This window comes from Streptomyces sp. NPDC031418, from assembly GCF_055581605.1.
In genome coordinates, this window is record NZ_JBVIJC010000018.1 from 100,351 (window position 1) to 126,519 (window position 26,169).

25 protein-coding genes, 1 tRNA gene and 1 pseudogene are annotated in these 26,169 nt (G+C 71.9%); 17 read left to right on the plus strand and 10 right to left on the minus strand.

Annotated elements, in window-relative coordinates; genetic code table 11:
* Window positions 1–93: 93 nt before the first annotated feature.
* Window positions 94–1,314 (plus strand): GAF domain-containing protein, encoded by a 1,221-nt coding sequence (locus tag ACZ5CZ_RS26125; RefSeq protein WP_468946467.1) that lies wholly within the window; start codon window positions 94–96, stop codon window positions 1,312–1,314.
* 64 nt (window positions 1,315–1,378) lie between these two features.
* Here the strand turns inward: ACZ5CZ_RS26125 and ACZ5CZ_RS26130 are convergent, their stop codons facing one another.
* Both ACZ5CZ_RS26130 and phoU read right to left on the minus strand, forming a co-directional pair.
* Entirely contained in the window at window positions 1,379–1,534 is a 156-nt protein-coding gene (locus ACZ5CZ_RS26130) for a hypothetical protein (protein WP_385845583.1), read from the minus strand.
* Window positions 1,535–1,789: 255 nt separating this feature from the next.
* The gene (gene phoU / locus ACZ5CZ_RS26135) at window positions 1,790–2,482 is read right to left on the minus strand and encodes a phosphate signaling complex protein PhoU (RefSeq protein WP_385845585.1); all 693 of its coding nucleotides are present in this window, start codon (window positions 2,480–2,482) and stop codon (window positions 1,790–1,792) included.
* Between the two features lie 214 nt (window positions 2,483–2,696).
* On the opposite strand from phoU, the gene phoR reads away from it, so the two are divergent.
* Together phoR and phoP are read left to right on the plus strand one after the other, a co-directional pair.
* Window positions 2,697–3,944 (plus strand): two-component system sensor histidine kinase PhoR, encoded by a 1,248-nt coding sequence (gene phoR, locus ACZ5CZ_RS26140; RefSeq protein WP_385845586.1) that lies wholly within the window; start codon window positions 2,697–2,699, stop codon window positions 3,942–3,944.
* 5 nt (window positions 3,945–3,949) lie between these two features.
* A complete protein-coding gene (gene phoP, locus ACZ5CZ_RS26145; protein ID WP_467267396.1) occupies window positions 3,950–4,621 on the plus strand; it encodes a two-component system response regulator PhoP in 672 nt (223 codons plus the stop codon).
* Window positions 4,622–4,726: 105 nt separating this feature from the next.
* On the opposite strand, the gene ACZ5CZ_RS26150 is transcribed toward phoP, so the two are convergent.
* Entirely contained in the window at window positions 4,727–5,419 is a 693-nt protein-coding gene (locus ACZ5CZ_RS26150; RefSeq protein ID WP_385845588.1) for a copper chaperone PCu(A)C domain-containing protein, read from the minus strand.
* Between the two features lie 659 nt (window positions 5,420–6,078).
* On the opposite strand from ACZ5CZ_RS26150, the gene ACZ5CZ_RS26155 reads away from it, so the two are divergent.
* From ACZ5CZ_RS26155 to ACZ5CZ_RS26185, 7 genes are all read left to right on the plus strand, one after another.
* Window positions 6,079–6,561 (plus strand): CarD family transcriptional regulator, encoded by a 483-nt coding sequence (locus ACZ5CZ_RS26155; protein WP_003953493.1) that lies wholly within the window; start codon window positions 6,079–6,081, stop codon window positions 6,559–6,561.
* A 278-nt stretch (window positions 6,562–6,839) separates the two neighbouring features.
* Window positions 6,840–7,592, plus strand: coding sequence for a 2-C-methyl-D-erythritol 4-phosphate cytidylyltransferase (ispD, locus tag ACZ5CZ_RS26160; protein WP_385845590.1), 753 nt, complete (start codon window positions 6,840–6,842; stop codon window positions 7,590–7,592).
* Window positions 7,582–8,133 (plus strand): 2-C-methyl-D-erythritol 2,4-cyclodiphosphate synthase, encoded by a 552-nt coding sequence (gene ispF, locus ACZ5CZ_RS26165; RefSeq protein ID WP_385845591.1) that lies wholly within the window; start codon window positions 7,582–7,584, stop codon window positions 8,131–8,133. Before ispD ends, ispF begins: the two co-directional genes overlap by 11 nt.
* Before the next feature lie 185 nt (window positions 8,134–8,318).
* On the plus strand, window positions 8,319–8,723 hold the full coding sequence (locus ACZ5CZ_RS26170; protein ID WP_385845593.1) for a PPOX class F420-dependent oxidoreductase: 405 nt from the start codon (window positions 8,319–8,321) through the stop codon (window positions 8,721–8,723).
* Window positions 8,724–8,861: 138 nt separating this feature from the next.
* Complete coding sequence (gene cysS / locus ACZ5CZ_RS26175) at window positions 8,862–10,262, plus strand: cysteine--tRNA ligase (RefSeq protein WP_385845595.1); 1,401 nt, start codon at window positions 8,862–8,864, stop codon at window positions 10,260–10,262.
* 97 nt (window positions 10,263–10,359) lie between these two features.
* On the plus strand, window positions 10,360–11,301 hold the full coding sequence (rlmB, locus tag ACZ5CZ_RS26180) for a 23S rRNA (guanosine(2251)-2'-O)-methyltransferase RlmB (protein WP_385845596.1): 942 nt from the start codon (window positions 10,360–10,362) through the stop codon (window positions 11,299–11,301).
* A 128-nt stretch (window positions 11,302–11,429) separates the two neighbouring features.
* Complete coding sequence (locus ACZ5CZ_RS26185; RefSeq protein WP_468946477.1) at window positions 11,430–13,109, plus strand: DoxX family membrane protein; 1,680 nt, start codon at window positions 11,430–11,432, stop codon at window positions 13,107–13,109.
* Window positions 13,110–13,773: 664 nt separating this feature from the next.
* Here ACZ5CZ_RS26185 and ACZ5CZ_RS26190 read toward each other — a convergent pair.
* The 3 genes from ACZ5CZ_RS26190 to ACZ5CZ_RS26200 form a co-directional block, all read right to left on the minus strand.
* Window positions 13,774–14,505, minus strand: coding sequence for a nucleotidyltransferase family protein (locus tag ACZ5CZ_RS26190; protein ID WP_385845598.1), 732 nt, complete (start codon window positions 14,503–14,505; stop codon window positions 13,774–13,776).
* A gap of 98 nt (window positions 14,506–14,603) precedes the next feature.
* The gene (locus tag ACZ5CZ_RS26195; protein ID WP_385845600.1) at window positions 14,604–15,077 is read right to left on the minus strand and encodes a hypothetical protein; all 474 of its coding nucleotides are present in this window, start codon (window positions 15,075–15,077) and stop codon (window positions 14,604–14,606) included.
* Window positions 15,078–15,285: 208 nt separating this feature from the next.
* Entirely contained in the window at window positions 15,286–16,422 is a 1,137-nt protein-coding gene (locus tag ACZ5CZ_RS26200) for an ABC transporter ATP-binding protein (protein ID WP_385845601.1), read from the minus strand.
* A gap of 215 nt (window positions 16,423–16,637) precedes the next feature.
* Here ACZ5CZ_RS26200 and ACZ5CZ_RS26205 point away from each other — a divergent pair.
* Window positions 16,638–16,711 (plus strand) — tRNA-Thr (locus tag ACZ5CZ_RS26205).
* Between the two features lie 31 nt (window positions 16,712–16,742).
* On the opposite strand, the pseudogene ACZ5CZ_RS26210 reads toward ACZ5CZ_RS26205, so the two are convergent.
* Window positions 16,743–17,186 (minus strand): annotated as a pseudogene (locus tag ACZ5CZ_RS26210) (aminoglycoside phosphotransferase family protein); the annotation flags it as partial.
* A 112-nt stretch (window positions 17,187–17,298) separates the two neighbouring features.
* On the opposite strand from ACZ5CZ_RS26210, the gene ACZ5CZ_RS26215 reads away from it, so the two are divergent.
* The 3 genes from ACZ5CZ_RS26215 (at window position 17,299) to ACZ5CZ_RS26225 (ending at window position 20,065) form a co-directional block, all read left to right on the plus strand.
* Complete coding sequence (locus ACZ5CZ_RS26215) at window positions 17,299–17,952, plus strand: rhomboid-like protein (protein ID WP_385845628.1); 654 nt, start codon at window positions 17,299–17,301, stop codon at window positions 17,950–17,952.
* Between the two features lie 9 nt (window positions 17,953–17,961).
* A complete protein-coding gene (locus ACZ5CZ_RS26220; RefSeq protein WP_468946483.1) occupies window positions 17,962–19,389 on the plus strand; it encodes an NAD(P)/FAD-dependent oxidoreductase in 1,428 nt (475 codons plus the stop codon).
* 184 nt (window positions 19,390–19,573) lie between these two features.
* Entirely contained in the window at window positions 19,574–20,065 is a 492-nt protein-coding gene (locus ACZ5CZ_RS26225) for a GNAT family N-acetyltransferase (protein WP_468946486.1), read from the plus strand.
* On the opposite strand, the gene ACZ5CZ_RS26230 is transcribed toward ACZ5CZ_RS26225, so the two are convergent.
* Complete coding sequence (locus ACZ5CZ_RS26230) at window positions 20,054–21,514, minus strand: MFS transporter (protein ID WP_468946588.1); 1,461 nt, start codon at window positions 21,512–21,514, stop codon at window positions 20,054–20,056. The genes ACZ5CZ_RS26225 and ACZ5CZ_RS26230 overlap by 12 nt on opposite strands.
* A gap of 212 nt (window positions 21,515–21,726) precedes the next feature.
* Between ACZ5CZ_RS26230 and ACZ5CZ_RS26235 the strand changes: the two genes are divergently transcribed.
* Window positions 21,727–22,425, plus strand: a complete 699-nt coding sequence (locus ACZ5CZ_RS26235; protein ID WP_468946489.1) for a pentapeptide repeat-containing protein — start codon at window positions 21,727–21,729, stop codon at window positions 22,423–22,425.
* Between the two features lie 24 nt (window positions 22,426–22,449).
* Here ACZ5CZ_RS26235 and ACZ5CZ_RS26240 read toward each other — a convergent pair whose 3' ends face one another.
* Window positions 22,450–22,950 carry a hypothetical protein gene (locus ACZ5CZ_RS26240; protein ID WP_385845632.1) on the minus strand — a complete coding sequence of 167 codons (501 nt, stop codon included), beginning with the start codon at window positions 22,948–22,950 and terminating at the stop codon, window positions 22,450–22,452.
* Window positions 22,951–23,376: 426 nt separating this feature from the next.
* On the opposite strand from ACZ5CZ_RS26240, the gene ACZ5CZ_RS26245 reads away from it, so the two are divergent.
* On the plus strand, window positions 23,377–24,768 hold the full coding sequence (locus ACZ5CZ_RS26245) for a M1 family metallopeptidase (protein WP_468946493.1): 1,392 nt from the start codon (window positions 23,377–23,379) through the stop codon (window positions 24,766–24,768).
* 124 nt (window positions 24,769–24,892) lie between these two features.
* Here ACZ5CZ_RS26245 and ACZ5CZ_RS26250 read toward each other — a convergent pair whose 3' ends face one another.
* The gene (locus ACZ5CZ_RS26250; protein ID WP_385845634.1) at window positions 24,893–25,468 is read right to left on the minus strand and encodes a TerD family protein; all 576 of its coding nucleotides are present in this window, start codon (window positions 25,466–25,468) and stop codon (window positions 24,893–24,895) included.
* 201 nt (window positions 25,469–25,669) lie between these two features.
* Here ACZ5CZ_RS26250 and arfB point away from each other — a divergent pair, with 201 nt between their 5' ends.
* Window positions 25,670–26,107, plus strand: a complete 438-nt coding sequence (arfB, locus tag ACZ5CZ_RS26255; RefSeq protein WP_450791004.1) for an alternative ribosome rescue aminoacyl-tRNA hydrolase ArfB — start codon at window positions 25,670–25,672, stop codon at window positions 26,105–26,107.
* The last annotated feature ends 62 nt before the right edge of the window (window positions 26,108–26,169 follow it).

Consider the following 26,169-nt stretch of genomic DNA (forward strand, 5'->3'; position numbering starts at 1 on the left):
CCCACTTCCTGGTGAACGTCCCGCGGCTACGCTGACGAGTGGGCCGCCCCGGGGACCCGATGATGCCCGGGACTCACAGGCAGGGGGCCCGCCATGCCGTACTTCACCTGCCGGACCCTGGTGGATCTGGCCCTTCCGGGCCTGCCGACGGGACGGCTGACCGTGCTCGCCCTGTGCGGCGACGACGACGCCGGTGCCGAACTGGACGCGGCACTCTCCGCCACCGGCCCCACCCAGCTGGTCCTGGATCTGAGCGGCCTGCGCCGGCTGTCCCCGGCGGGCGCCGCCCTGCTGCACCGCTTCGCCGCCCCGCCCGGCCGGCGGCTGTTCCTGGCCGGCTGCACCGCCGGCGTCACGGCCGTACTCGACCGGACCCGGCCGCTCGATGCCGCCGGGCCCGAGCTGTACCCGACCGTCCCGGACGCCCTCGGCGCGGTCATCGGGGCGGCCGCCGCCGCGGGGCCGGTGGCGCTCGGTCCGCAGCTGCGGCCGCGCGCCCTGGAGCTGCGGCACACCCTGGCCGCCCGGGCCCTCGTCGCCCGAGCGCAGGGGCTGCTCATGGAGCGGTACGGCCTGCCGGACGCGCAGGCGGCGGACGCGCTGCTGCACGCGGTCGGCCGGGCGCACGGGCTCGCACCGGCGGGGCTGGCGGTGGCCCTCGTACACGCACCGCCGCCGCGCCCCGGCGAGCCGTGGTTCCCCGACGGCCGGCGGAGCGACCCACCCGCGGTCGGCTTCCTCACGCCCAGCCGGTCGGCACCGGCACCGGCGCATGCGCCCACGCCCGAGTCCGTGCCTCCGCTTTCCCGCTTTCTCGCCGCGCTGCGGGACGCCGCCTGCGCCATCGCCCACACCGACATGGCGAACGTCCAGCTCATCGACGCCGGTGACAACACCCTGCGGCTGGAGTCCCACTGCGGTTTCCCCGCCGACTTCGTGCGCTTCTTCGCGGTGATCGACGACACCGGTACGGCCTGCGGCCAGGCCGCGCGCAAGAGGCAACGGGTCGTCATCGAGGACGTCGCCACCGCGCCGGTCTACGACGAGCCCAGCCGCGCCGTCATGCTCGCCGCGCACAGCCGCTCGCTCCAGTGCACGCCCATTCCGGGCCCCGCCGGCCGGCCGCAGGGCGCCTTCTCCACCCATCACCACCAGCCGGGGCACATCTACACCGAGGCGGAACTCGGCGCGCTGGACACCGTCGCCCGGGAGGCCGGGGCGTGGCTGGACTGGTACCGGGAGACCACGGTCCAGGAGGCGCTGGCGGATCTGCACCGGCGCGCCGGATCGCACGGACACCCACAGGGCCCCTGACACCAGAGAAGGCCGGTGTGAATCGAGTTCACGCCCGATCCACACCGGCCCCAGTCGACCGTGCTCAGCCGCACTGGCAGGGGCTGCCCGACTGGCACCCGCAGCCGCATCCGGAGCCGCAGCCGCACGCGCCGAACAGCGGCAGGCTCCTGATCTCGGCGGGCTGCTCGGTGTCGCGCTCCTGCGTGGGATCGGGCGTGGTGCTGGGGGATTCGGCCATGGGTCCCTCCTAGACGCTGGGGCAGGGATGCCCTCGCCCATTGCATGCCCGTTCCGCCGGGCGCATCAACGGCGCACGGAGGCGCCCCCGCGCCCCCGCGCCCCCGCCCGCCGCCGGACCGCACCCGGCCGGACCGCACTCCACCGAGCCGCATCCCACCAGACCGGCACCGGCCGGACCGCACTCCACCGAGCCGCATCCCACCAGACCGGCACCGGCCGGACCGCACCCCGCCGGACCGCACCCGGCCCGGGCTCACGCCCCCTCGGGGCCCGCCACCGGCTGGATGGTGTCCTGCTGGAGCTCGTCCGCGTGCTCACCGGTGACCAGGTAGACGACGCGCTTGGCGACGGCCACGGCGTGGTCGGCGTACCGCTCGTAGTAGCGGCCGAGCAGCGTGACGTCGACGGCCGTCTCGATGCCGTGCTTCCAGCGCTCGTCGATCAGGTGCTGGAAGAGGGTGCGGTGCAGCAGGTCCATCTCGTCGTCGTCCTGCTCCAGCTGGAGCGCGAGGTCGACGTCCTTCGTGACGATCACCTCGGCCGCCTTCGCCATCAGGCGCTGCGCGAGCTGGCCCATCTCCAGGATGGTGGCGTGCAGGTCGTGCGGGATGGTGCGCTGCGGGAAGCGCAGCCGGGCCAGCTTCGCCACGTGCTGGGCGAGGTCGCCGGCCCGCTCCAGGTCGGCCGACATGCGCAGGGAGGTGACGACGATCCGCAGGTCCGTCGCCACGGGCTGCTGCCGCGCCAGCAGGGCTATCGCCCGGGCCTCCAGCTCGTGCTGGAGCTCGTCGACCTTCTGGTCCGCCTCGATCACGCTCTCGGCCAGCTTCAGGTCGGCGTCGAGAATGGCGGTCGTGGCGCGCCCGATCGCCGACCCGACCAGCCGGGCCATCTCCACCAGGCTGTCGCCGATCGAGTCCAGTTCCTCGTGGTACGCGTCCCGCATCAGGCTTTCCCTCTCGTACGTGTGCTCAGGGGTTCCGGGTGACCCCCGACGGTCCCCACCTTTCCCAACGCTCCCACGTTCTGCCCCGTACGCGTCCGTTTCCGCCACCCCGAATGAACCAGGACCGGCCCCCAGGTGAACTCTGGGCGACGAGTGTTCGAGGTCGCACTGCGACGGCTGTGGTCATGTCGTACGCCATGCCTAACCTGGAGGCATGGACGTGAACGCGGCGGTCGCCGCAGCGGCAGCGATCGCCGGGGTACTGACCGGTGTCATCGCCATGCTGGCGTTCCGCTGGAGCGAACGCGACCAGAAGCGACCGACCAGGACTTCCTTGCACACTGACCCCGTACTCCCGCCCGGCGTGGACACCGTGCTGTCCGTGCTCCGCTCCTCCGCCGTCGTGCTCGACGAGGCCGACGCCGTCGTCAAGGCCAGCTCCGCCGCCTACGCCCTCGGGCTGGTCCGCGGCGGCAAGCTCTCGGTGGAGCCGATGCTCCAGATGGCCCGCGACACCCGCAGAGACGGCGAGATACGCCAGGTCGAACTGGATCTGCCCCGGCGCGGCACCGGGCGCGGCGAGGCCCTCGCGGTCTCCGCGCGCGTGGCCCCGCTCGGCTCCCGCCTGGTCCTGCTGCTGGTCGAGGACCTGACGGAGGCCCGCCGGATCGAGGCGGTGCGCCGCGACTTCGTGGCCAACGTCAGCCATGAGCTGAAGACCCCGGTGGGCGCGCTCTCCCTGCTCTCCGAGGCCGTGATGGACGCCTCCGACGACCCCGAGGCCGTACAGCGCTTCGCGGGCCGGATGCAGATCGAGGCGACCCGGCTGACCAACCTGGTCCAGGAGTTGATCGACCTCTCCCGGGTGCAGAACGACGACCCGCTGGAGGACGCCGAGCCCGTCGGCGTGGACGAGCTGGTCGCCGAGGCGATGGACCGCTGCCGCCACCAGGCGGGCGCCAAGCAGATCACCATGGCCGCCGGCGGCACGGCCGACCTGCGCGTCTGGGGCAACCGCGGCCAGCTGGCCGCCGCCCTCGGCAACCTGGTCGAGAACGCCGTCAACTACTCCCCGGCCCGCACCCGCGTCGGCATCGCCGCCCGCAGGGTGGCCGCGCCCGGCGGCGACCTGATCGAGATCGCCGTGACCGACCAGGGCATCGGCATCTCCGACAAGGACAAGGAGCGCATCTTCGAGCGCTTCTACCGCGTCGACCCGGCCCGCTCCCGGGCCACCGGCGGCACCGGCCTGGGGCTCGCCATCGTCAAGCACGTGGTCGCCTCGCACGGCGGGGAGGTCACGGTCTGGAGCGCGGAGGGCCAGGGCTCCACCTTCACGCTTCGGCTGCCGGAGGCGGCCGCGGCCCGCGACCGCGCCCAGCAGCACCCCGACCTCGATGACGAGGCGGGCACCGATCCATCCCCGTACGAACCGCTTCCCGCCCCGGAGGTCCTTCCGTGACCCGAGTGCTCGTCGTCGAGGACGAGGAGTCCTTCTCCGACGCCCTGTCGTACATGCTGCGCAAGGAGGGCTTCGAGGTCGCCGTGGCCGCGACCGGCCCCGACGGACTCGACGAGTTCGAGCGCAACGGCGCCGACCTCGTCCTCCTCGACCTGATGCTGCCGGGGCTGCCCGGCACGGAGGTGTGCCGGCAGCTGCGCGGCCGCTCCAACGTCCCCGTGATCATGGTGACGGCCAAGGACAGCGAGATCGACAAGGTCGTCGGCCTGGAGATAGGAGCCGACGACTACGTCACCAAGCCCTTCTCCTCCCGTGAGCTGGTGGCCCGTATCCGTGCCGTGCTGCGCCGCCGCGGCGAGCCGGAGGAGGTCACCCCGGCCGCGCTGGAGGCGGGCCCGGTCCGGATGGACGTCGACCGCCATGTGGTGACGGTGGCGGGCGCCAAGGTCGACCTCCCCCTGAAGGAGTTCGACCTGCTGGAGATGCTGCTGCGCAACGCCGGCCGGGTGCTGACCCGGATGCAGCTCATCGACCGGGTGTGGGGCGCCGACTACGTGGGCGACACCAAGACGCTCGACGTCCACGTCAAGCGCCTCCGCGCCAAGATCGAGCCGGACCCGGGGGCGCCGAGGTACCTGGTGACGGTCCGCGGCCTGGGCTACAAGTTCGAGCCGTAAAGAGCAGTAGAGAGCAGTAGGCGTACGAGGAGGGCGGCACCCCCGGCTGGGGATGCCGCCCTCCTCGTTGTGCGTGTGTGCGTACGTACGACCGCCTGCCGCTGCCTACCGGCCGGCCGCCGACTGGGACGCGGAGTCGCTCGGGGTGGCCGCGGCGCCGGTGCCCGTGGAGGCGCTCGCGCCCGCCGACGGGGTGGCCTTGCCGTTCTTGCCGTTCTTGGCGGGCTTGCCGCTGCCCGACGGGGTGGAGCCCGGGGCCGCGGAGGCGGTCGGCGAGGCGGACGGGATCTGGCTCGGGCCCCACTTGTCGAAGTACTCGGTGGCCGGCACCACATAGGCGCGCAGGCTCACGGCACCGGTCGTGCTGAAGGTGAAGGTGACCTTCTGGGCGTTGCCGTCCGTCACGGACGCGCGGCCGTTCGGGATCTCCGCGGAGGCGTTGCCCTGGCCGCCGAGGATCAGCGAGCCGTGCGCCGGGACGGTCAGGTCCTTGCCCTTGGCCGGGGTCAGCTTGACGGTCTCGTTGCTGCCCGGGATGGCGATCGACTGGAGGGTCTGGTCCTTGGCGCCGGTGTTGAACAGCGTCGCGGAGACCACGGCCGGACCGGTCGACTTCAGGTCGGGCTGGGTGATGACGGTGGCGTTCTGGATCTTGATGTCACCGACGCTGGTCGCCGCGCTGTTCGGCTTGACCTCCAGCGTCTGGGAGTCGTTTCCGGCGCCGCAGGCGGCGAGCGAGGCGATCGAGAAGGCGATGGCGGAGGCGGCGAGGGCGCCGCGTCGAAGGCTGCTGCTCACGGCGGCGGCAACTCCTTGAACGCAGGGGCGGCCTTCCTTATAAAGCCGCCCTAAGTGTCTGTCAGCGGCCTTAGGTTACCGAGCCGTTCCTGAGCGTCCGCACCCGACCCTCCCCCTGGCCCGCGGTTCCCTCCGGCTGGGGGTACGACGTTCCCGTTCTCCCGTCCTCAGTCCCGGCAGTCACTCCCGTCACAAGTGACTCATCAGTCACTTTGCCGAGCGCTCGTCCGTCATTCACATAACCGCTCGCAAATGTTCCGTGAAGGAATGCGCGACCGCCTGATGTCGGCCCGGATCTCCTCCCCGAAATTGATCACCCGATGCGTCCCCGGGACCCCTTCCGGGGCGCGTTGATCAATTTTGGAATCGACTCACATCGGCCGGAGGTCACCGAACGGAGTAGCGGAACTCGCACGCTTGGAACCGGACAAAACGGGATGTTCCGCCACTTGGAACGGGCTCGCGGAGTGTGTAACGTACCCGTTTCGTCCCGCGCGAAGAGCCCCTCCGACCTGCGAATACCCGCTTCCGCAGGCCCCTCGCAGCACGTTCCGGTTACTGTTGTCAAGCCCCGAGATATGCCCTGACCTGCGAAAACGCCATTCAGAAGACGCCGTATCCGTGTTACCCTGGATAGCCACGGAAGGGGTACCTGTCACATGACGTTCAAGGTTGGCGACACCGTGGTCTATCCCCATCACGGGGCCGCGCTGATCGAGGCCATCGAAACTCGCCAGATCAAAGGCGTGGACAAGACCTACTTGGTGCTGAAGGTCGCCCAGGGTGACCTCACGGTGCGTGTGCCAGCGGACAATGCGGAGTTCGTCGGCGTGCGTGATGTGGTCGGTCAGGACGGGCTGGACCGGGTCTTCGAGGTGCTGCGCGCGCCGTACGCGGAGGAGCCCACGAACTGGTCCCGTCGCTACAAGGCAAACCTGGAGAAGCTCGCCTCCGGCGATGTCATCAAGGTCGCCGAGGTCGTGCGCGACCTGTGGCGTCGCGAGCGCGAGCGCGGACTGTCCGCCGGTGAGAAGCGCATGCTCGCCAAGGCACGCCAGATCCTGGTGAGCGAGCTGGCGCTCGCGGAGAACACGAACGAGGACAAGGCCGAGGCCCTGCTCGACGAGGTGCTCGCCTCCTGACGCGCGACGGCAGCGAACCCTCGCTTCCGGCACGCCCAGCACACTGAAATGCCGCGGTGCCCGATGACACTGAACTGTCGCCGGGCGCTGCGGCATCTTCATACCCGCAGTGTCCCCAGTCGGTGAGCCCGCGCCTGTGAGAGCCCCCGATACTTGAGGTGCCGGGCCCGGGCGGATGGCTCGACCAGGGTCACGGAAAGGGTCCGGTCAAGGCGTCGCGCCCGGCACTCCTCAGGCCATACCCACCTAGGTCGAGCACACAAACCTGACAGGAACCGATGTCTGACGAATCGCGCCCCTCGCCCGCGCCGACCCCCGTCGCCGCCGTGATTCCCGCCGCCGGCCGGGGTGTACGCCTCGGTCCGGGCGCCCCCAAGGCGCTCCGCGCGCTGGGCGGCACGCCGATGCTCATCCACGCGGTGCGCGCGCTCGCCGCCTCCCGCCATGTCTCCCTGGTGATCGTCGTGGCCCCGCCGGACGGCGCCGCCGAGGTCAAGTCGCTCCTCGACCTGCATGCGCTGCCCGAGCGGACGGACTTTCTCGTGGTGCCCGGCGGCGAGTCCCGCCAGGAGTCGGTCCGGCTGGGCCTCGACGCCCTGCCCCCCGAGTACGGCATCGTCCTCGTGCACGACGCGGCCCGCCCGCTCGTCCCCGTCGACACCGTCGACGGGGTCATCGAGGCGGTACGCGACGGCGCCCCCGCGGTGGTCCCCGCGCTGCCGCTGGCCGACACGGTGAAGGAGGTCGAGCCCGCGGCCGTGCCCGGCGACCCCGAGCCCGTCCTGTCGACCCCCGCGCGGGCCCGGCTGCGCGCGGTCCAGACGCCCCAGGGCTTCGACCGCGCGACCCTGCTCCGCGCCCACGAGACGGTCACCGAGAACGTCACCGACGACGCGAGCATGGTCGAGCAGCTGGGCCTGACGGTCGTCGCCGTCCCCGGCCACGAGGAGGCCTTCAAGGTCACCCGCCCCCTCGACCTGGTCCTCGCCGAGGCGGTCCTGGCCCGCAGGAGGCTCAACGATGGCTTCTGAGCAGGCCTCCTTTGTGCCGCAGACTTCCCCCCGCCCGCAGGAATCCCCCCTGCCGCAGGCCTTCCCCCTCCCGCAGGTCGGCATCGGCACCGACATCCACGCCTTCGAGGAGGGCCGCGAGCTGTGGTGCGCGGGCCTGAAGTGGGAGGGCGAGGGCACCGGGCTGGCCGGCCACTCCGACGCCGACGTGGTCGCGCACGCCGCCTGCAACGCCCTCTTCTCCGCCGCCGGCCTCGGTGATCTCGGGCAGCACTTCGGCACCGGCCGCCCCGAGTGGTCCGGCGCCTCCGGCGTCACCCTCCTCACCGAGGCCGCTCGGATCGTCCGCGAGGCCGGCTTCACCATCGGCAATGTCGCCGTCCAGGTGATCGGCCCCCGCCCGAAGATCGGCAAGCGCCGGGACGAGGCCCAGAAGATCCTCTCCGAGGCGGCCGGCGCGCCCGTGTCGGTCTCCGGCGCGACCACGGACGGGCTCGGCTTCCCCGGCCGGGAGGAAGGGCTCATGGCGGTGGCGACGGCCCTCGTGGTGCGTACGCATTGAGGGTGTGGGGCCGTATTCACTCAGGGTGTGGCGTCGTACCGACTCAGGGTGGGGCGCCGTACCCGCCAGGGTGATGTCCGGGCGATCCCTGATGCGGGTGGGTCGTGGGCGTGCGAGGGTGAACGGAGAGTCACCCCGCATGTCGGCCGAGTGACCGCCGGCCCCTCGCTCTCCGGAGGTACCCCATGACCGCCGCCCTCTCCGACGACCTCAAGAGCGTGCTCGACGAGAAGGTGTTCATCGTCGTCGGCACCGTCCAGCCCGACGGCAGCCCGCAGATGTCCCCGGTCTGGGTGCAGCGCGACGGCGACCACGTCCTCTTCTCCACCACGGTCGACCGCCGCAAGTACAAGAACCTCCAGCGGGACCCCCGGGTGACCGTGGTCGTCATGAAGCCCGACCAGCCCTACGCGTACGCCGAGATCCGCGGCACCGCCGAGATGACCACCGACGGCGGTCCCGAACTGATCGACACCCTGAGCGAGAAGTACACCGGCAAGAAGTACCGCGAGTTCAACCCCGCCGCCGCGAACGACGCCCAGCGGGTGGTCGTACGGATCACGCCGCGGAAGGTCGTCGGAATGCTGTGAGCGAAGGTCCTCGGAATGCTGTGAGCGAAGGGCGCCGGAATGCTGTGAGCGGCGGCCGGCCGGGACCGGCGGCGGGGCGCGGCGGCAATCCTCGGCAGTCGGCACATGGCACTCGCCCGCGCCCACTACTCTGGAGTCGTGACTATTCGCCTGTACGACACCAGCGCCCGGCAGATCCGTGACTTCACCCCGCTCACGCCGGGTTGTGTCTCGATCTACCTGTGTGGCGCCACCGTGCAGGCGGCACCCCACATCGGGCACATCCGCTCGGGCCTGAACTTCGACATCCTGCGCCGCTGGTTCGCGTACCGCGGCTACGACGTGACGTTCATCCGGAACGTGACGGACATCGACGACAAGATCATCGCGAAGGCCCAGGAACAGGGCCGCCCGTGGTGGTCGATCGGGTACGAGAACGAGCGCGCCTTCAACGACGGCTACACCGTGCTCGGTTGCCTCCCGCCGACCTACGAGCCGCGTGCCACCGGCCATGTGACCGAGATGGTCGAGATGATGCAGAAGCTCATCGACCGCGGCCACGCCTACGCCGCCGACGGCAACGTCTACTTCGACGTGCGGTCCTTCCCGGGCTACCTGGAGCTGTCCCGGCAGGAGCTGGACAACCTGCGCCAGCCGTCCGGCGAGGGCGAGACCGGCAAGCGGGACCCGCGCGACTTCGCCCTGTGGAAGTCCGCCAAGCCGGGCGAGCCGACCTGGCCCACCCCGTGGGGCCCCGGCCGCCCCGGCTGGCACCTGGAGTGCTCGGCGATGGCGCACAAGTACCTCGGCTCCGCCTTCGACATCCACGGCGGCGGCATCGACCTGATCTTCCCGCACCACGAGAACGAGATCGCCCAGGCCAAGGCGTACGGCGACGAGTTCGCCCGGTACTGGCTGCACAACGCCTGGGTGACCATCGCCGGCGACAAGATGTCCAAGTCGCTCGGCAACAGCGTGCTGGTCTCCGAGATGGTCAAGCGGTGGCGCCCGATCGTGCTGCGCTACTACCTCGGCACCCCGCACTACCGCTCGATGATCGAGTACAGCGAGGAGTCGCTGCGCGAGGCCGAGGCCGCGTTCGGCCGGATCGAGGGCTTCCTCCAGCGCGTCACCGAGCTGGCCGGGAAGACCGTCGAGCCGGCGGCCGAGGTCCCGCCCGCCTTCGCCGAGGCGATGGACGACGACCTGGGCGTCCCGCAGGCCCTCGCCGTCGTGCACACCACGGTCCGGCAGGGCAACGCCGCGCTGGCCGCCGACGACAAGGAAGCCGCCGTCGCCCGCATGGCCGAGGTGCGGGCCATGCTCGCCGTCCTCGGCCTGGACCCGCTGGACGAGCAGTGGGCCGGGGAGGCGGAGCAGAGCGAGGACCTGCACGGCGTGGTCGACAGCCTGGTCCGGCTCGTCCTGGAGCAGCGCGAGTCCGCCCGGGCCCGCAAGGACTGGGCGACCGCCGACGCCATCCGCGACCAGCTCGGTCAGGCCGGCCTGGTCATCGAGGACAGCCCGCAGGGGCCGCGCTGGACCCTCGGGTCCCGCTGACTCCGCCCCCGATCAGAAGATCGATTGTGCCGCCCGGCCCTCCGGGCGGCACACTGCATAGACGTACGCACACACTTCCGTAGAGAACAGGTAGGTCATGGCCACCAACAACCGCCGCATGTCCGGCAAGAAGGGCGCGCAGGTCGGCAGCGGCGGCCAGCGGCGCAAGGGCCTGGAGGGCAAGGGCCCCACCCCGCCCGCCGAGATGCGCAAGGGCCACAAGAAGAACCGCATCGCCAACGCCAAGGCCAAGCAGACGGTACGGCGCCCCGCGCCCCGCGGCCGCGGCGGCAAGTCCGCCTCCGAGCTGGTCGTCGGCCGCAACCCGGTCGTCGAGGCGCTGCGCGAGGGGGTGCCCGCCTCCACCCTCTACGTCCAGCAGTTCATCGACAACGACGAGCGGGTCCGCGAGGCCCTCCAGCTGGCCGCCGAGCGCGGCGGCATCAACCTCATGGAGGCCCCGCGTCCCGAGCTGGACCGGATGACGAACGGCCTCAACCACCAGGGCTTGGTCCTCCAGGTCCCGCCGTACGAGTACGCGCACCCCGAGGACCTGCTCGACGCGGCGGCCGACGAGGGCGCGGACCCGCTGGTCGTCGCCCTCGACGGGGTCACCGACCCGCGCAACCTCGGCGCCGTCGTCCGTTCGGTCTCCGCCTTCGGCGGGCACGGCGTGGTCGTGCCCGAGCGCCGTTCGGCCGGGATGACCGCCGGCGCCTGGAAGACCTCCGCCGGTACGGCCGCCCGCACGCCGGTCGCCCGCGCCACCAACCTCACCCGGGCGCTGGAGGCGTACAAGAAGGCCGGTCTCACGGTCGTCGGCCTGGCGGCGGACGGCGAGGCCGAACTCGGCGAGCTGGACGCGCTCCAGGGCCCGGTCGTCATCGTGGTCGGCAGCGAGGGCAAGGGCCTGTCCCGGCTGGTCGGCGAGACCTGCGACATCCGGGTCCGCATCCCGATGCCGGGCGGCGCCGAGTCGCTGAACGCCGGTGTGGCCGCGGGCATCGTGCTGTACGAAGCGGCGCGCAGGCGGAGCTGAACACCTGTCCGGAATTTCACCCGTGCGGGGTAATTCCGGTGTCCATGGGGTGTTCGACGGTGCTTTGACGGGGTCCGGACACATCCGGGCGGTCAAAGCAGTGTCCTAACTCCACGTCACTCGGTTAGATGAGTGTGGACACCAGAACACCCCGCACACCCACGGGGGACCGCTCCTCGGGATTCCGCTCCGGATTCGCTTCCGGGCCCGATGACGCTCCCGCGCTGAGCATGGTGAAGGTGCCGAGCGATCCGGCGCAGATCATCGTCAATCACGCCAGCTTCCGCGTGCAGCTGGGCGGATCGGCGAAGCGGCCCCAATCCCCGCGGATCGCCCGGCATCTGAGCGCCGCCCAGAACACCGCCCGGACGCCCGTCGCCGGTACGGCGGGCGTGGCGGGCGCCGGCGGCCGCCGCCGTCCCGTCGTGTGGAGCGGCAAGTCCGCCCCGGACGACACCGGCGCGCACCGGCTCCTCCAGGCGGTGCGGGGCAGCAGCGTCCGCCACGCCGAGGACGCCGAGCCGGGCGCCACCCAGGTCATCCCGCGCGTCCCGGCCGGGTACGCCGACACCTACGACGCGCTCGACCAGACCGTCGAGACCCCCGTCGTAGGCCACCAGCGCACCCCCGCCGAGGCCGAGGGCACCCGCCTGCTGCCGCACATGCGCACGGTGACCAGCGCCTACGACGACCCCGCGGGCGCAGGCACGGACGCCGCGGACGCCGGCTACGCGGACGACGGGTACGCGGACGCCGGATACGACGACTACGCCGACCCGCGTCCCCTCCGCCGCCAGGGCGACGACCCGGCCCGGCACGCGTACTACCCCGGCCGCCGGATGAACCTCGGCGTCGTCCTGCTCCCGCTGCGCATCTTCCTCGGCTTCATCTCCATCTACGCCGGCATGGGCAAGCTGTGCGACCCCGTCTACTTCGACGGCGGCAAGCGCGGCTCCATGGTCACGTGGCTCAACACCCTGCACCCCTGGGACGTCGCCGAACCGCTGCGCCAGACCGCCCTGCACCACCCGGTCGGCGTCGGACTGCTCATCGCCTTCCTCCAGGTGGTGGTCGGCGTCCTGACCGTCCTCGGCTGCTGGCAGCGGGTGGCCGCGGTCGTCGGCGCCCTGCTCTCCGCCGCGCTGATCGTGACGGTCAGCTGGAAGACGGTCCCCGCGTACGACGCCCCCGACATCATCTACATGGCCGCCTGGTCCCCGCTGATCATCGCCGGTGCCCCGGTCTACTCGGTGGACGGCCGGCTCGCGGCGGGCGCCTGGCGCCGGCTCGGTCCGCGCGCCGACATCTGGGAGCTGCGCCGCTTCGTGCTGCGCCGCGGCGCCCTCATCACCGCCATCACCGTCGGCCTCACCCTGCTGGTCGGCTCGCTGCTCGGCGGCGCCGTCCGCGACTCCAGCCGCGTCGTGGTCCCCGGCCCCGGCGAGGCCCCCCGCAACAACCTCCCCGGCTCCCCGCTCCCGCAGCGGCCCGGCCAGCGGCACAGCAAGGCCCCGACGGCCACCCCCACGGTCGGCGCCACGGCGGGCGCCAGCCCCTCCGGCGCGGCGACGACCCCGGGCGCGACGCACACCACGGGTGGTACGACCATCACGCCCAGCCAGACCCAGGGCACCACCGGCCAGATCCCGCCCCGCCGGTCCGCCCCGACCGGCGGCGCCCCGGCGGCCACCACGGCGGGCCCGACCACCACGGGCGGTACCAGCACCACCGGCTCGACCACAGGCGGCCCCTCCGGCGGCGCCTCCTCGTCCGGCCAACCCGGCCTGGTAGGCGGCCTCCTGGGCTAACCCCACCCCACCCAAAGGGCCCCCGCACCACTTCAGGTACGGGGGCCCTTTCCACGCCCGGGACTGCGCGCCCGGCCCCCGGGCGGCCACTCCCGGTGTGGCAGGCTTCTTGGCGCCCCGGGCGATATGGCGACGGGTGGGCGCACGTCGGCGGCCGGCCACCGGGCCCCGGGCCGCAGCGGCGCCCCCGGCGGCGGTACGGCGGGCAGTGCGCGGGGCCGCGCTCCGGCCCCGTGGGGCTACCGCCCGAGGCGGCCGACTCCTGCCCACCCGACGGCACCCGGCCACACAGGTGGCGACAGCACCAGAGGTACGACGCCGGGTGCCCCGCGCCACCGGCCCGGGCCGCAGTCCAGGGCGGCCGATGGCGGCAGGGGGCCGCCCTTCCAGCGACGGGGACCGTGTGCCCCGGGGCCGGCGAGCCCGGCGATTCCGACACTGCGCGGCTACCGCCGGGGCGGCAGGCTCCTTGGCCCGGGCGGCGCCCCCGGTGGCGGTACCGGGAGGGGGCTTTCAGCGCGCGGGGCCGTGCTCCTGGGGAGCGCGGCCCCGGGGATTCCCACGCCGGGCGGTCACCGCCCAAGCGCGGCCGGCTCCGCAGCGGCCTCCCGGGGGAGGGGGGCCTGGGCGGTGTGTGGGGGAGGGGGTGGGGCGTAGGGGGGGGCTAGCGGCCCAGGGAGGCCAGTTCCTTTGCCGCTTCCGACAGGTCCTTCGCCGTGTCGATGGCGCGCCAGTAGGAGCCCTGGGGGATGGTGAAGCCGGCCAGTTTCAGCTCTCGGGCCAGGCCGGGGAAGGTGGTCCGTTCGTGGTCGCCCCGCTCGGGCAGCAGACCGGCGAACGCGGCGGAGAAGACGTACACGCCCGCGTTGATCTCGAACGTCGACTGCGGGGCCTCGATGAAGTCGGTGATGCGACCGAACCCGTCGGTCTGCACCGCCCCCCACGGAATCCGCGGACGCGCCAGCGCGAGCGTCGCGACGGCGTCCCGCTCGGTGTGGAAGTCGGCCATGTCCCGCAGCGAGAAGCGGGTCCAGATGTCGCCGTTGGTGGCGTACCACGGCCGGTCGGGGTGCGGCAGGTGCGCCGCGGCGTACTTGAGACCGCCGCCGCGGCCGAGCGGCTCCGTCTCCACGACCGTGCGGACGGAGAGGGGAAGGTCGGCCGAGTCCAGCCATTTCTGGAGGACGTCGGCGAGGTGGCCGCAGGAGACCACCACGTCCGTCACGCCTTCCTCGGCGAGCCAGGCGAGCTGGTGCCCGATGATCGGAGTGCCCGTGCCGGGGATCTCGACCATCGGCTTGGGCCGGTCGTCGGTGTACGGACGCAGCCGGGAGCCCTGGCCCCCGGCCAGGATCACGGCTTGGGTGGGGCGCGACGCGGCGTTCGGATGGGTCATGACCGCACTGTACGTCGCGCCCCGCTCGGCCCGGCCGGTGGCGGCGCCTCCTTAAGAAGCCGTTAACCGACTTCCCAACCGGGTCTTGGCCGGGGCCCTCAGCTGTGCGCGGCGAGCACGCCGGAGGCGAAGGCGGTGTCGCACACCGGGCGGGCGTACGACTGGGCGCGGGTGGCGCCGTAGATGTGCACGGCGGCCCGGCCGAGGGCGCGGGCGATGGTGGAGCAGTGCCGGGCCAGCGCGGGGTGCCCGTTGACGGCCTGCTGGAGGTGGGTCAGCACGACCCCCGGGTTCTCGTCCTGGAGCTCGTCCATCAGCTTGTCGCGGAGGACGTCCTCGGGGGCGCGGGAGACCGGCCCGGAGTGCACCTCCGTCGGGGGGACCTCCGCCGAGGAGACGTCGGTGGCGGTGAGCACCGAGCTGGCGGGGCTTCCCGTCCAGTTGACCCGGGTGACCGCGAGGGTCCCGGAGAGCACCAGGACGACGGGCAGGACGAGGGCGAGGGTGCGGCCGACCCGGCGGGCAGGGCCCCGGTGGCTGCGTCGCGTCTGTGAGGTGGTGGAGTGCTTCACGCGTGTGAGGGTAGCGCCCGGTAATGATTTGGCGACATTTAGTCACCCCTTCGGGGGAAGAACTCGCGCCTCTTTCTGGGTAAGGGGTTGACGCGGCCCGCCCGAAATGATCGCTGTGCCGGGGTATATCTCCGCGCCGAGGCGCACGAAAGGGGCCCCGCGGTGCTCCGCGGGGCCCCTTGTCGTCAACTTCGTGCGAAACCGCTGGTCAGTCGGAGAGTCGCTCGCCCGTGGACGTCGAGAACACGTGGATCTCACCCGGCCGCGGTACGACGTGCAGCGTGGCGCCCTTCTCCGGCACCTGGCGGCCGTTGACACGGACGACCAGGTCCTTGACCTCGCCGCCGACCTCGGCGGTGCCGTAGACGTAACCGTCGGCGCCCAGCTCCTCGACCACGTTCACCGAGACGGCGAGACCCGCCGGGGCGTCCGCGCTGTCCTTGGAGAGGGACGCGGCCGTGCCGCCGTCCAGCTCGACCACGTCGAAGTGCTCGGGGCGGACGCCGACCGTGACGGTGCGGTCGCCCTTGTCCGCGGCGGCCGACAGGGCCTCCCGGCTGACCGGCACCACGCTGTTGCCGAACTTCACGCCGCCGTCGGTGATCGGCACCTCGACCAGGTTCATGGCCGGGGAGCCGATGAAGCCGGCGACGAAGAGGTTGGCCGGGCGGTCGTACATGTTGCGCGGCGAGTCGACCTGCTGGAGCAGACCGTCCTTCAGCACGGCCACCCGGTCGCCCATCGTCATGGCCTCGACCTGGTCGTGGGTGACGTAGACGGTGGTGATGCCGAGCCGGCGCTGGAGGGACGCGATCTGCGTACGGGTGGAGACGCGGAGCTTGGCGTCCAGGTTGGACAGCGGCTCGTCCATGAGGAAGACCTGCGGCTCGCGGACGATCGCGCGGCCCATGGCGACACGCTGGCGCTGACCACCGGAGAGGGCCTTCGGCTTGCGGTCCAGGTACTCGGTGAGGTCGAGGATCTTCGCGGCCTCCTCGACCTTCTGCCGGATCTCCGCCTTGTTGACGCCGGCGATCTTGAGCGCGAAGCCCATGTTGTCGGCGACCGTCATGTGCGGGTACAGGGCGTAGTTCTGGAACACCATGGCGATGTCCCGGTCCTTGGGCGGCAGGTGCGTGACGTCGCGGTCGCCGATGCGGATGGCGCCGCCGTTGACGTCCTCGAGCCCCGCGAGCATCCGGAGCGAGGTGGACTTGCCGCAGCCCGACGGGCCGACCAGGACGAGGAACTCGCCGTCCTCGATCGCGATGTCGAGACCGTCGACGGCGGGCTTGGTGGAACCCGGGTAGATCCGGGTCGCCTTGTCGAACGTGACAGTGGCCATGGTGAATGGGCCCCCTTCTACCGGCAGGAACGTGCCGGACGATCCGTTGTAGGAAGGTGGTTGGTGTAGTCCACGCGAGTGAACCGGTCAGGACGCTACCTGGGGTTCACGCGCTCTGTCAGTACCCCGTCCCCTGTGAACTTCGCGGAAATTTTCGACAGGGCGGCCAGGTGACGTGGGTACACTGCACAGGCACACACCCCCAGGGTGTGCACGCCTCCTTAGCTCAGCTGGTCAGAGCGCCGCTCTTGTAAAGCGAAGGTCGTCGGTTCGAATCCGACAGGGGGCTCTGGAACAGAAATACCGCGCGCTTCCGGCATTCAGCAGAGCCGCGCGCAGCGGAGGTCGCGGGCGATCTCCAGATGCCCGTCCTCGATCGGGTGACCCTCCTCGAGGTTCCACAGGGCGTTGCGCAGGAAGCGGGCGAGGGTCCAGACCCGGGCGCGCGCCCGGTCCAGGCCGAGGGCGTCGCTCAGCGCGTCGAAGCGCCAGCGGGTCTCGGCCGGGTCGAAGCGGTTGGCCAGGGCGGGCCGCAGTTCGAAGCCGGGGTCGCCGGCGAGGGGCTTGGGGTCGATGGCGAGCCAGTCGGCGCGGTCGGCGCCGAGGACGTTTCCGTAGTGCAGGTCCCAGTGCAGCAGCCGGTCACCGGGTTCGTCGGCGACCTCGCGCACGGCGGCGGCGCAGTCGGCGATCAGATGGCGGGTCTCGGGGCCGGCGAGGCGGAGGTGCCAGCGGGTCAGGAGGGTGGCCGCGAGGTCCGGCAGGGCCGTCAGGAAGGCCCGGCCCGCCGTGCCGTTGTACTTCTCCTGTGCTTCGGCCAGCTCGACCGGGATGTCGATCACGGGGCGGACGATACCGGCGTGCGTGAATCGGGGGATGGGAATCATCCGGGGCCTGAGCCGAGTGCGGGGGTATGTCCGCAGTGCTCCCGGTACCTATGTGTGGCTGGCGATCCTGTTCGTCACGACCTTCGCCCTGCACCGCATGTCGCCGGAGTTCGAGGAGCTGTTCCTGCGTCACCGGTCGACCAACATCCATGAGCTGTCCCGCAACCCCGTGCGGGTGCTGGTGGCGAGCGCGATGTGGATCGACAGCGGGCGCTGGGTGCCGTACGCCTTCCTGTACACGGTGTTCCACGCGCCGGCCGAGCGCTGGCTGGGGACGGCCCGCTGGCTCGCGGTGTGCGCGCTCGCCCATGTGCTGGCCTCGCTGATCAGCGAGGGCGCGCTGCTGGTCGCGATCCAGGAGGGCCTCGCCCCGCGTTCGGCGGTGAACACCCTGGACATCGGGGTCAGTTACGCGCTGGCCGGGGTCATCGCGGTGCTCGGCTACCGGCTCGCGGTGCCCTGGCGGTACCCGTATCTGCTGGTGGTGCTGGTCGTCTTCGGGCTGCCGCTGACCGAGGGGCCGACCTTCACCGACTTCGGGCACTTCCTGGCCGCACTGATCGGTCTGGGTTGTTATCCGCTGGTCAGAGGGCGCGGAAAAACATGGAATCCGAAGGAGACACTGGCCGGTCCGAGGGGTTAGCGTCCGGCCATGAGCAGCTCGGCGAGCAGGGGCATGGGCGGGGTCATGGGCGGTGTCGTCAACGGTGGGATCTCCTTCTGGTACGCGGACGACGGTCTGCCCGCCGTGCGGGAGCCGCTGTCCGGGGACGCGTCGGCCGACGTCGTCATTGTGGGCGGCGGGTACACCGGCCTGTGGACCGCGTACTACCTGAAGCGGGCCGCGCCCTTCCTGCGGATCACCGTGCTGGAGCAGAAGTTCTGCGGGTACGGCGCCGCCGGGCGCAACGGCGGCTGGCTGTACAACGGGATCGCGGGCCGCGACCGGTACGCCGTGCTGCACGGCCACGAGGCCGCCGTACGGCTGCAACAGGCGATGAACGACACCGTCGCCGAAGTGATCACGGTCGCCGGAGCGGAGGGCATCGACGCCGACATCCACCGGGGCGGAGTGCTGGAGGTGGCGACGACCCCGGCGCAGCTGGCCCGGCTGAAGGCGTTCCACGAGCACGAGCTGTCGTACGGCGAGAAGGACCGGGAGCTGTACGGCGCCCGGGAGACGGCCGAGCGGATCCGGGTCGCGGACGCGGTGGGTTCCAGCTGGACCCCGCACGGCGCCCGGCTGCACCCGGTGAAGCTGGTGAAGGGGCTCGCGGCGGCGGTGGAGCGGCTCGGCGTGGTCATCCACGAGTCGACGCCGGTGACGGAGATCCGGGCGAAGCACGCGGTCACCCCCTACGGCACGGTCCGCGCCCCGTACGTGCTGCGCTGCACCGAGGGCTTCACCGCCTCCCTGAAGGGCCAGCGGCGGACCTGGCTGCCGATGAACTCCTCGATGATCGCCACCGAGCCGCTGACCGAGGAGCAGTGGGCGTCGATCGGCTGGGCGGGCGCGGAGACGCTGGGCGACATGGCGCACGCGTACATGTACGCGCAGCGCACGGCCGACGGGCGGATCGCGCTCGGCGGGCGCGGAGTGCCGTACCGCTTCGGATCGCGCACCGACAACGACGGCCGTACCCAGGAGGCGACGATCGAGGCGCTCCAGGAGATCCTCACCCGCTTCTTCCCCTCGCTGGCCGGGGTGCGGGTGGAGCACGCCTGGTCGGGCGTGCTCGGGGTGCCGCGCGACTGGTGCGCGACCGTCACCCTGGACCGGACCACGGGCCTGGGCTGGGCGGGCGGTTACGTCGGCTCCGGCGTCGCCACCGCCAACCTGGCCGCGCGCACGCTGCGCGACCTGGTGCTGCGGGACTCCGGGCAGGGCGGCCGGACCGAGCTGACGGATCTGCCGTGGGTCGGCCACCGGGTGCGCAAGTGGGAGCCGGAGCCGCTGCGCTGGCTCGGCGTGCAGGCGATGTACGCCACCTACCGCGCCGCCGACCAGCGCGAACGCCTGCGCCCCGGGACGGGGTCGTCCCGCCTGGCGAAGGTGGCGGACCGGGTGGCCGGGAGGTAGGCGGGAGGTAGGCGGGCGGGCGGTAGGTGGGCGGGTGGCAGGCGGGGGCCGTCGGCTGGTCCGCCGTACCGCTGGTCCGCTGGTCCGCCGTACCGCTGGTCCGCTGGTCCGCCGTACCGCTGTCCCGCTGGTCCGCCGTACCGCCGGATCGTGCCGCGCCGCGTCCACCCGTTAGCCTCCCCGCATGATTCGCAACGCGACCCCCGCCGATGTCCCTGTCATCCACGCGCTGATCCGTGAGCTGGCCGAGTACGAGAAGGCCGCAGAGGAGGCGCGGGCGAGCGAGGAGCAGTTGCGGGAGGCGCTGTTCGGGGAGCGGCCGGCCGCGTTCGCGCACCTGGCGGTGGACGACGTGAGCGGCGAACCGGTCGGCTTCGCGCTGTGGTTCCTGAACTTCTCCACCTGGCGCGGGGTGCACGGCATCTACCTGGAGGACCTGTACGTCCGTCCCGGCGCGCGCGGCGGCGGTCACGGGCGGGCGCTGCTGACCGAGCTGGCGCGGATCTGTGTGGAGCGCGGTTACGAGCGGCTGGAGTGGTCGGTGCTGAACTGGAACCGGCCCGCGATCGGCTTCTACGAGGCGCTCGGCGCCCGCCCGCAGGACGAGTGGACGGTGTACCGGCTCACGGACGGCGCGCTGGCCGCGCTGGGGGGAGCCCCGCTCTCAGCCCACTGACTCCGGTACCGGTGTGTCGGCCGGAGCGCCGTGTTTCGGTGCCCGGCCCGTCACCATCAGGCCCGCGACCAGGCCGGCCAGCAGCATGATGCCGGCCGCCCACCAGATGGCGACCGTGTAGCCATGCACGATGCCGGCCGGGACGACGGTGGACTTCTGCGCGGGGGAGCGCAGATGGGCGGCGATGTACGCCGTGCTGCTGGTGGTGGCGATGGTGTTGAGCAGTGCCGTACCGATCGAGCCGCCCACCTGCTGGGAGGTGTTGACGGTCGCGGAGGTGACCCCGGAGTCGCGGGGGGCCACCCCGGCGGTGGCGGTGGCGAACACCGGCATGAAGGTCAGGCCCATGCCGAGGCCCATGAGGACGAGGGCGGGCAGGATCTCGGTGGGGTAGGAGGAGTGGACCGTGATCCGGGTGAGCAGCATCATGCCGCTCGCGCCGAGGACCATGCCGGGGGTCATGAGCATGCGCGGCGCGACATGGGGCAGCAGCCGGGCGGAGATCTGCGTGGAGCCGGTGATGATGGCGGCGGTGAGGGGCAGATAGGCGAGACCGGTCTTGACCGGTGAGTAGCCGAGGATGGTCTGCAAGTAGTAGGTCATGAACAGGAACAGCCCGAACATGCCGATCACCGCGAGCATCATGGTCAGGAAGCAGCCGGCGCGGTTGCGGTCCCTGACGATGTGCAGCGGCAGCAGCGGGCTCGGGGCGCGGGCCTGCCACCAGACGAAGACGCCGAGCAGCAGCAGTCCGCTCGCGAACAGGGCGAGGACCAGGGGGTCCGTCCAGCCGCGCGGCTCGGCCTCGCTGAAGCCGTAGACGATCGCCACCAGTCCGCCGCAGCCGAGCAGCGCACCGGGCACGTCCAGTCGCGCCTCGCGATGGCCGGGCCGGTCGTGCAGCAGCGCGAACGCGCCGAAGACCGCGAGTACGGCGATGGGCACGTTGACGTACAGGCACCAGCGCCAGTTCAGGTACTGGGTGAGCAGGCCGCCCACGATGAAGCCGATCGCCGAGCCGCTGCCGGCGAGCGCGCCGTAGATGCCGAAGGCCTTGCCGCGTTCGAGCGGGTCGGTGAAGGTCGTGGTCAGCAGGGAGAGCGCGGAGGGCGCGAGCAGGGCGGCGAAGACGCCCTGGAGGGCGCGGGCGCCGAACAGCATGCCGGAGCTGGTGGACGCGCCGCCGAGCGCGGAGGCGGCGGCGAAGCCGATCAGCCCGATGACGAAGGTGCGCTTGCGGCCGACGAGGTCGGCGATCCGGCCGCCGAGCAGCAGGAGCCCGCCGAAGGCGAGGGTGTAGGCGGTGATCACCCACTGCCGGTTGCCGTCCGACATGTGCAGGGAGTGTTGGGCGGAGGGCAGCGCGATGTTCATGATCGTCGCATCGAGGACGATCATCAGCTGGGCGAGCGCGATCACCACCAGGCCCCACCAGCGGTGCGGGTCCACGCCCTGTGCGGCGGTGCCGCCCGCTCCGGCCGCCCCGCCTGCTTCGCCCGCTCCGGCTGCTTCGCCCGCTCCGGCTTCACCCGTTCGGCCGATACTCACCTCGACAGAACATCATGAATCGGGAGGTAACGCATCCGGTCGGGTGGGGGCGATGGCCCAGGGCGCGGACAGGGGCGCCGGGCGTTGTCAGTGGCGGGGTGCAGCATGGGGGCATGGCGAGGAGAGCGGTGGACGCGATGGGCGGGGCGGGCGCGGGCAGGCCCAAGGTCAAGGGCGCGCGGCGGCCGGAGGTGCGGCTGCCGTCGCTCGTGCCCTGGGCCGGCGTCGAGCTGTCGCCCGACGGGGACTACGACGGGCTGGAGTTCCGGGACGCCGAGCTGGCCGGGCAGGACGGCGGCGGCGCCCGGTTCATGGACTGCGCGCTCACCGGCTGTGTGCTGGACGAGACCCGGCTGCGCCACGCCCGCATCCTCGACACGGTCCTCACCGGGCCGCGCGGGGTCGGCACGGACCTCGCCGAGGCGACGCTCCGCGATGTCGAGCTGACCGACCCCCGCCTCGGCGGCACCCAGCTGCACGGCGCCACCCTGGAGCGGGTCGTGGTCCACGGCGGCAAGATCGACTATCTGAACCTGCGCATGGCCCGGCTCAGAGACGTCGTCTTCGACTCCTGCGTCCTGGTCGAGCCGGACTTCGGCGGTGCCCGTCTGGAGCGGGTCGAGTTCGTGAACTGTGCTCTGAAGGGCGCCGACTTCTCCGCCGCGACCCTGACGGACGTGGATCTGCGCGGTGCCGCTCCGCTGGAGATCACCCGGGGCCTGGACCGGATGTCCGGCGCAGTGATCAGCACGGCCCAGCTGCTGGACCTGGCACCGGCGCTGGCGGTGGCCCTGGGACTCCGGGTCGAGTAGCCGCCCGGCTCGGCGGGGGCTGGGCTACGGCAGTCTCGGGAAGCGGGCCTGGAGGGTCCAGATCGCCGGGTTCTCCGCCAGGTCCTCGTGCAGATCGGTGAGGTCGGCGATCAGGTCGTGCAGGAAGTCCCGTGCCTCGCGGCGCAGGTCGGTGTGGGAGAAGCTCAGCGGGGACTCCTCGGCCGGCACCCAGTCCGCGCTGATGTCGACCCAGCCGAAGCGGCGCTCGAAGAGCATCCGGTCGGTGGACTCGGTGAAGTCCAGCTCCGCCCGCTGCGGCCGGGCGGCGCGGGAGCCCATCGGGTCCCGGTCCAGCCGCTCGGCGATGTCGCACAGCGCCCACGCGAAGTCCAGCACCGGCACCCATCCCCAGGCTGTGGACAGCTCCCGGTCCGACTCGGTGTCCGCGAGATAGACGTCCCCGCAGAACAGGTCGTGCCGCAGCGCGTGGACGTCCGCGCGGCGGTAGTCGGTCTGCGGCGGGTCCGGGAACCGGTTGGAGAGGGCATAGCCGATGTCGAGCACGGATGAGATGGTGTCACGCCCCCGCCGTCGACCACGCACCCGAGACCGCGGACCACGCACCCGAGACCGCCGGACCACGCGCCGGAGGCCGCCGGACCACGCGCCGGAGGCCGCCGGGCGGCGTACCCGAGGCCGCAGGATCGCGCGCCGGAGGCCGCCGGGCGACGTACCCGAGACCGCCAGACCACGCGCCGGAGGCCGCCGGGCGGCGTACCCGAGATCACTGGATCACACCCCCGAGGCCGCCGGACCACGCGCCGGAGGCCGTCGGGCGGCGTACCCGAGATCACTGGATCACACCCCCGAGGCCGCCGGACCACGCACCCGAGACCGCCGGACCACGCACCCGAGACCGCCGGGCGACGTACCCGAGATCACTGGATCACACCCCCGAGACCGGTGGATCACTCTTCTAAGATCGCTGACGTGTCCAGATCCGTGCGCCGTGTCCCGGCCACCGCCGTCCTGCTCGCCCTCGCCCTCACCGGCACCGCGTGCGACGGCGGAGTGCACGGCACCCCCGGGGGCTCCGGCGTGCGCGACCCGTACTTCCCGAGGGCGGGCAACGGCGGCTACGACGTCGGCCACTACGACCTCACCCTCGACTACACCCCGCACGGCCACCACCTCACCGGCACCGCCGTCATCACCGCCCGCGCCACCCAGGACCTGTCCGCCTTCGACCTGGACCTGTCCGGGCTGCACGTCGACTCGGTCACCGTCGAGGGCAGGCCGGCCCGCTTCAACCGGGCCGGCCAGGAACTCACCGTCCGCCCGCACGACGACCTCACCCGGGGCGAGACCTTCAGCACCACCGTCCGCTACTCCGGCGTCCCGCACACCCTCACCGACCCCGACGGCTCCAAGGAGGGCTGGCTGCCCACCGCCGACGGCGCCCTCGGCCTCGGCGAACCCGTCGGCTCGATGGCCTGGTTCCCCGGCAACGACCATCCCTCCGACAAGGCCACCTACGACATCACCGTCACCGTGCCCCAAGGTCTCCAGGCCGTCTCCAACGGGGAGTTGGCCGACCAGCGCACCAAGGGCGGCCGCACCTCCTACCACTGGCACACCGCCCAGCCCATGGCGAGCTACGTCGCCACGGTCGCCGTCGGCCACTTCGACATCCGCCGCACCACCGGCCCGCACGGACTGCCCGTCATCACCGCGGTCGATCCCACTCAGGACGAGGACAGCGCCGACGTCCTCGCGAAGATCCCCGAGATCATCAAGTGGGAGGAGTACAACTTCGGGCCGTACCCCTTCTCCTCCGTCGGAGCGATCGTCGACCGCCCCGACGACATCGACTACGCCCTGGAGACCCAGAACCGCCCCGTCTTCCCCGGCGCCCCGGAGACCACCACCCTCGTCCACGAACTCGCCCACCAGTGGTACGGCAACTCCGTCACCCCCGAGTCCTGGCGGGACATGTGGCTCAACGAGGGCTTCGCCACCTACGCGGAGTGGCTGTGGCAGGAGGACCACGGCGGCCCCAGCACCCGGAAGACCTTCCTGGACCTCTACCACGGCGACCGCAAGGACATCTGGGCCTACCCGCCCGCGCGGCCGTCCAGTGCCGCGCACATCTCCGACAGCCCCGTCTACGAACGCGGCGCGATGGTCCTTCAGAAGATCCGGGAGAAGGTCGGCGACGACACCTTCTACGACATCATCCAGGGCTGGGCCGCGGGCCACCGCCACGGCAACGCGAGCACCGCCGACTTCACGGCCTACGTGCAGCGGAAGGCTCCCGGCAAGGACTTCGCGGAGATCTGGAAGGACTGGCTGTACGGGGACGGCAAGCCGGCCCACCCCTGAGGTCGGCCGGCGGCGGGGCCGGGATGTCCGCGCCGCCGGCCACAGTGCCCGAGACCCTGGCGCCTCAGGCCTCGGTGCCTCAGGCCTCGGTGCCTCAGGCCACGGTGTCTCAGGCCACGGTGCCTCAGACGTTGACGCCGAAGTCCTGGGCGATGCCGACCAGACCCGAGGCGTAACCCTGGCCCACCGCACGGAACTTCCACTCCGCGCCGTTGCGGTACAGCTCGCCGAAGATCATGGCCGTCTCGGTGGCGGCGTCCTCCGACAGGTCGTAGCGCGCGATCTCGGCGCCGCCGGCCTGGTTGACGATGCGGATGTAGGCGTTGCGGACCTGGCCGAAGTTCTGGCCGCGGTTCTCGGCGTCGTAGATGGAGACCGGGAAGACGACCTTGTCGATGTCGGCCGGGAGCGCGGCCAGGTTGACGTTGATCGACTCGTCGTCGCCGGCGCCCTCGCCGGTGCGGTTGTCGCCCGTGTGGACGATGGTGTTGTCCGGGGTCTGCTTGTTGTTGAAGAAGACGAAGTGGGCGTCCGAGTAGACCTTGCCCTGCGGGTTGACCGCGATGGCGGAGGCGTCGAGGTCGAAGTCCGTGCCGGTGGTGGTGCGGACGTCCCAGCCGAGGCCCACGGTGACGGCGGTCAGGCCCGGAGCCTCCTTGGAGAGCGAGACGTTGCCACCCTTGGACAGGCTTACAGCCATGTTGGGAGTCCCTTCCTTGATGTTCCCTGCACCTGTGATCTTTCGATCCGTGCGGTCGAAGCTACCGTCACCCGGAAGAACGTCGAGGGGGGTCCCCGTGGTTCCGGATCCCTTTACCTTTTTTACCGAGGCCGTTTTACCGAGGCTGTGGCATACCGGTGACGTAAATCCAGGTGACGTGGGCCCCGCCGGGCCGGGAACATGGAGGGCATGTCCGGTCCCTATCCCGTCCGCGGCTCCGTCTCCCTCCCGGAGGCCGAGCTGATGTGGCGTTTCTCCAGGTCGTCCGGGCCCGGCGGACAGCATGTCAACACCAGCGACTCCCAGGTGGAACTGCGCTTCGACCTGGCCAACACCCAGGCGCTGCCCGAAGTGTGGAAGGAGCGGGCGCTGCGGCGGCTGGCCGGCCGGCTGGTCGACGGAGTGGTCACCGTGCGCGCCTCCGAGCACCGCTCCCAGTGGCGCAACCGGGAGACCGCCGCCGTACGCCTCGCCGCGCTGCTCGCCGAGGCCACCGCGCCCCCGCCCAAGCCCCGCAAGCCGACCCGTATCCCGCGCGGGATCAACGAGCGCCGGCTGCGGGAGAAGAAGCAGCGGGCGGAGACGAAGCGGGCCCGCTCGGGCCGCGACTGGACGTAACGACGTAGTCGGCCGACGGCTCTGTCACATCCGAGTCCCCCGATCCGTCAGCGGGGTGCAGC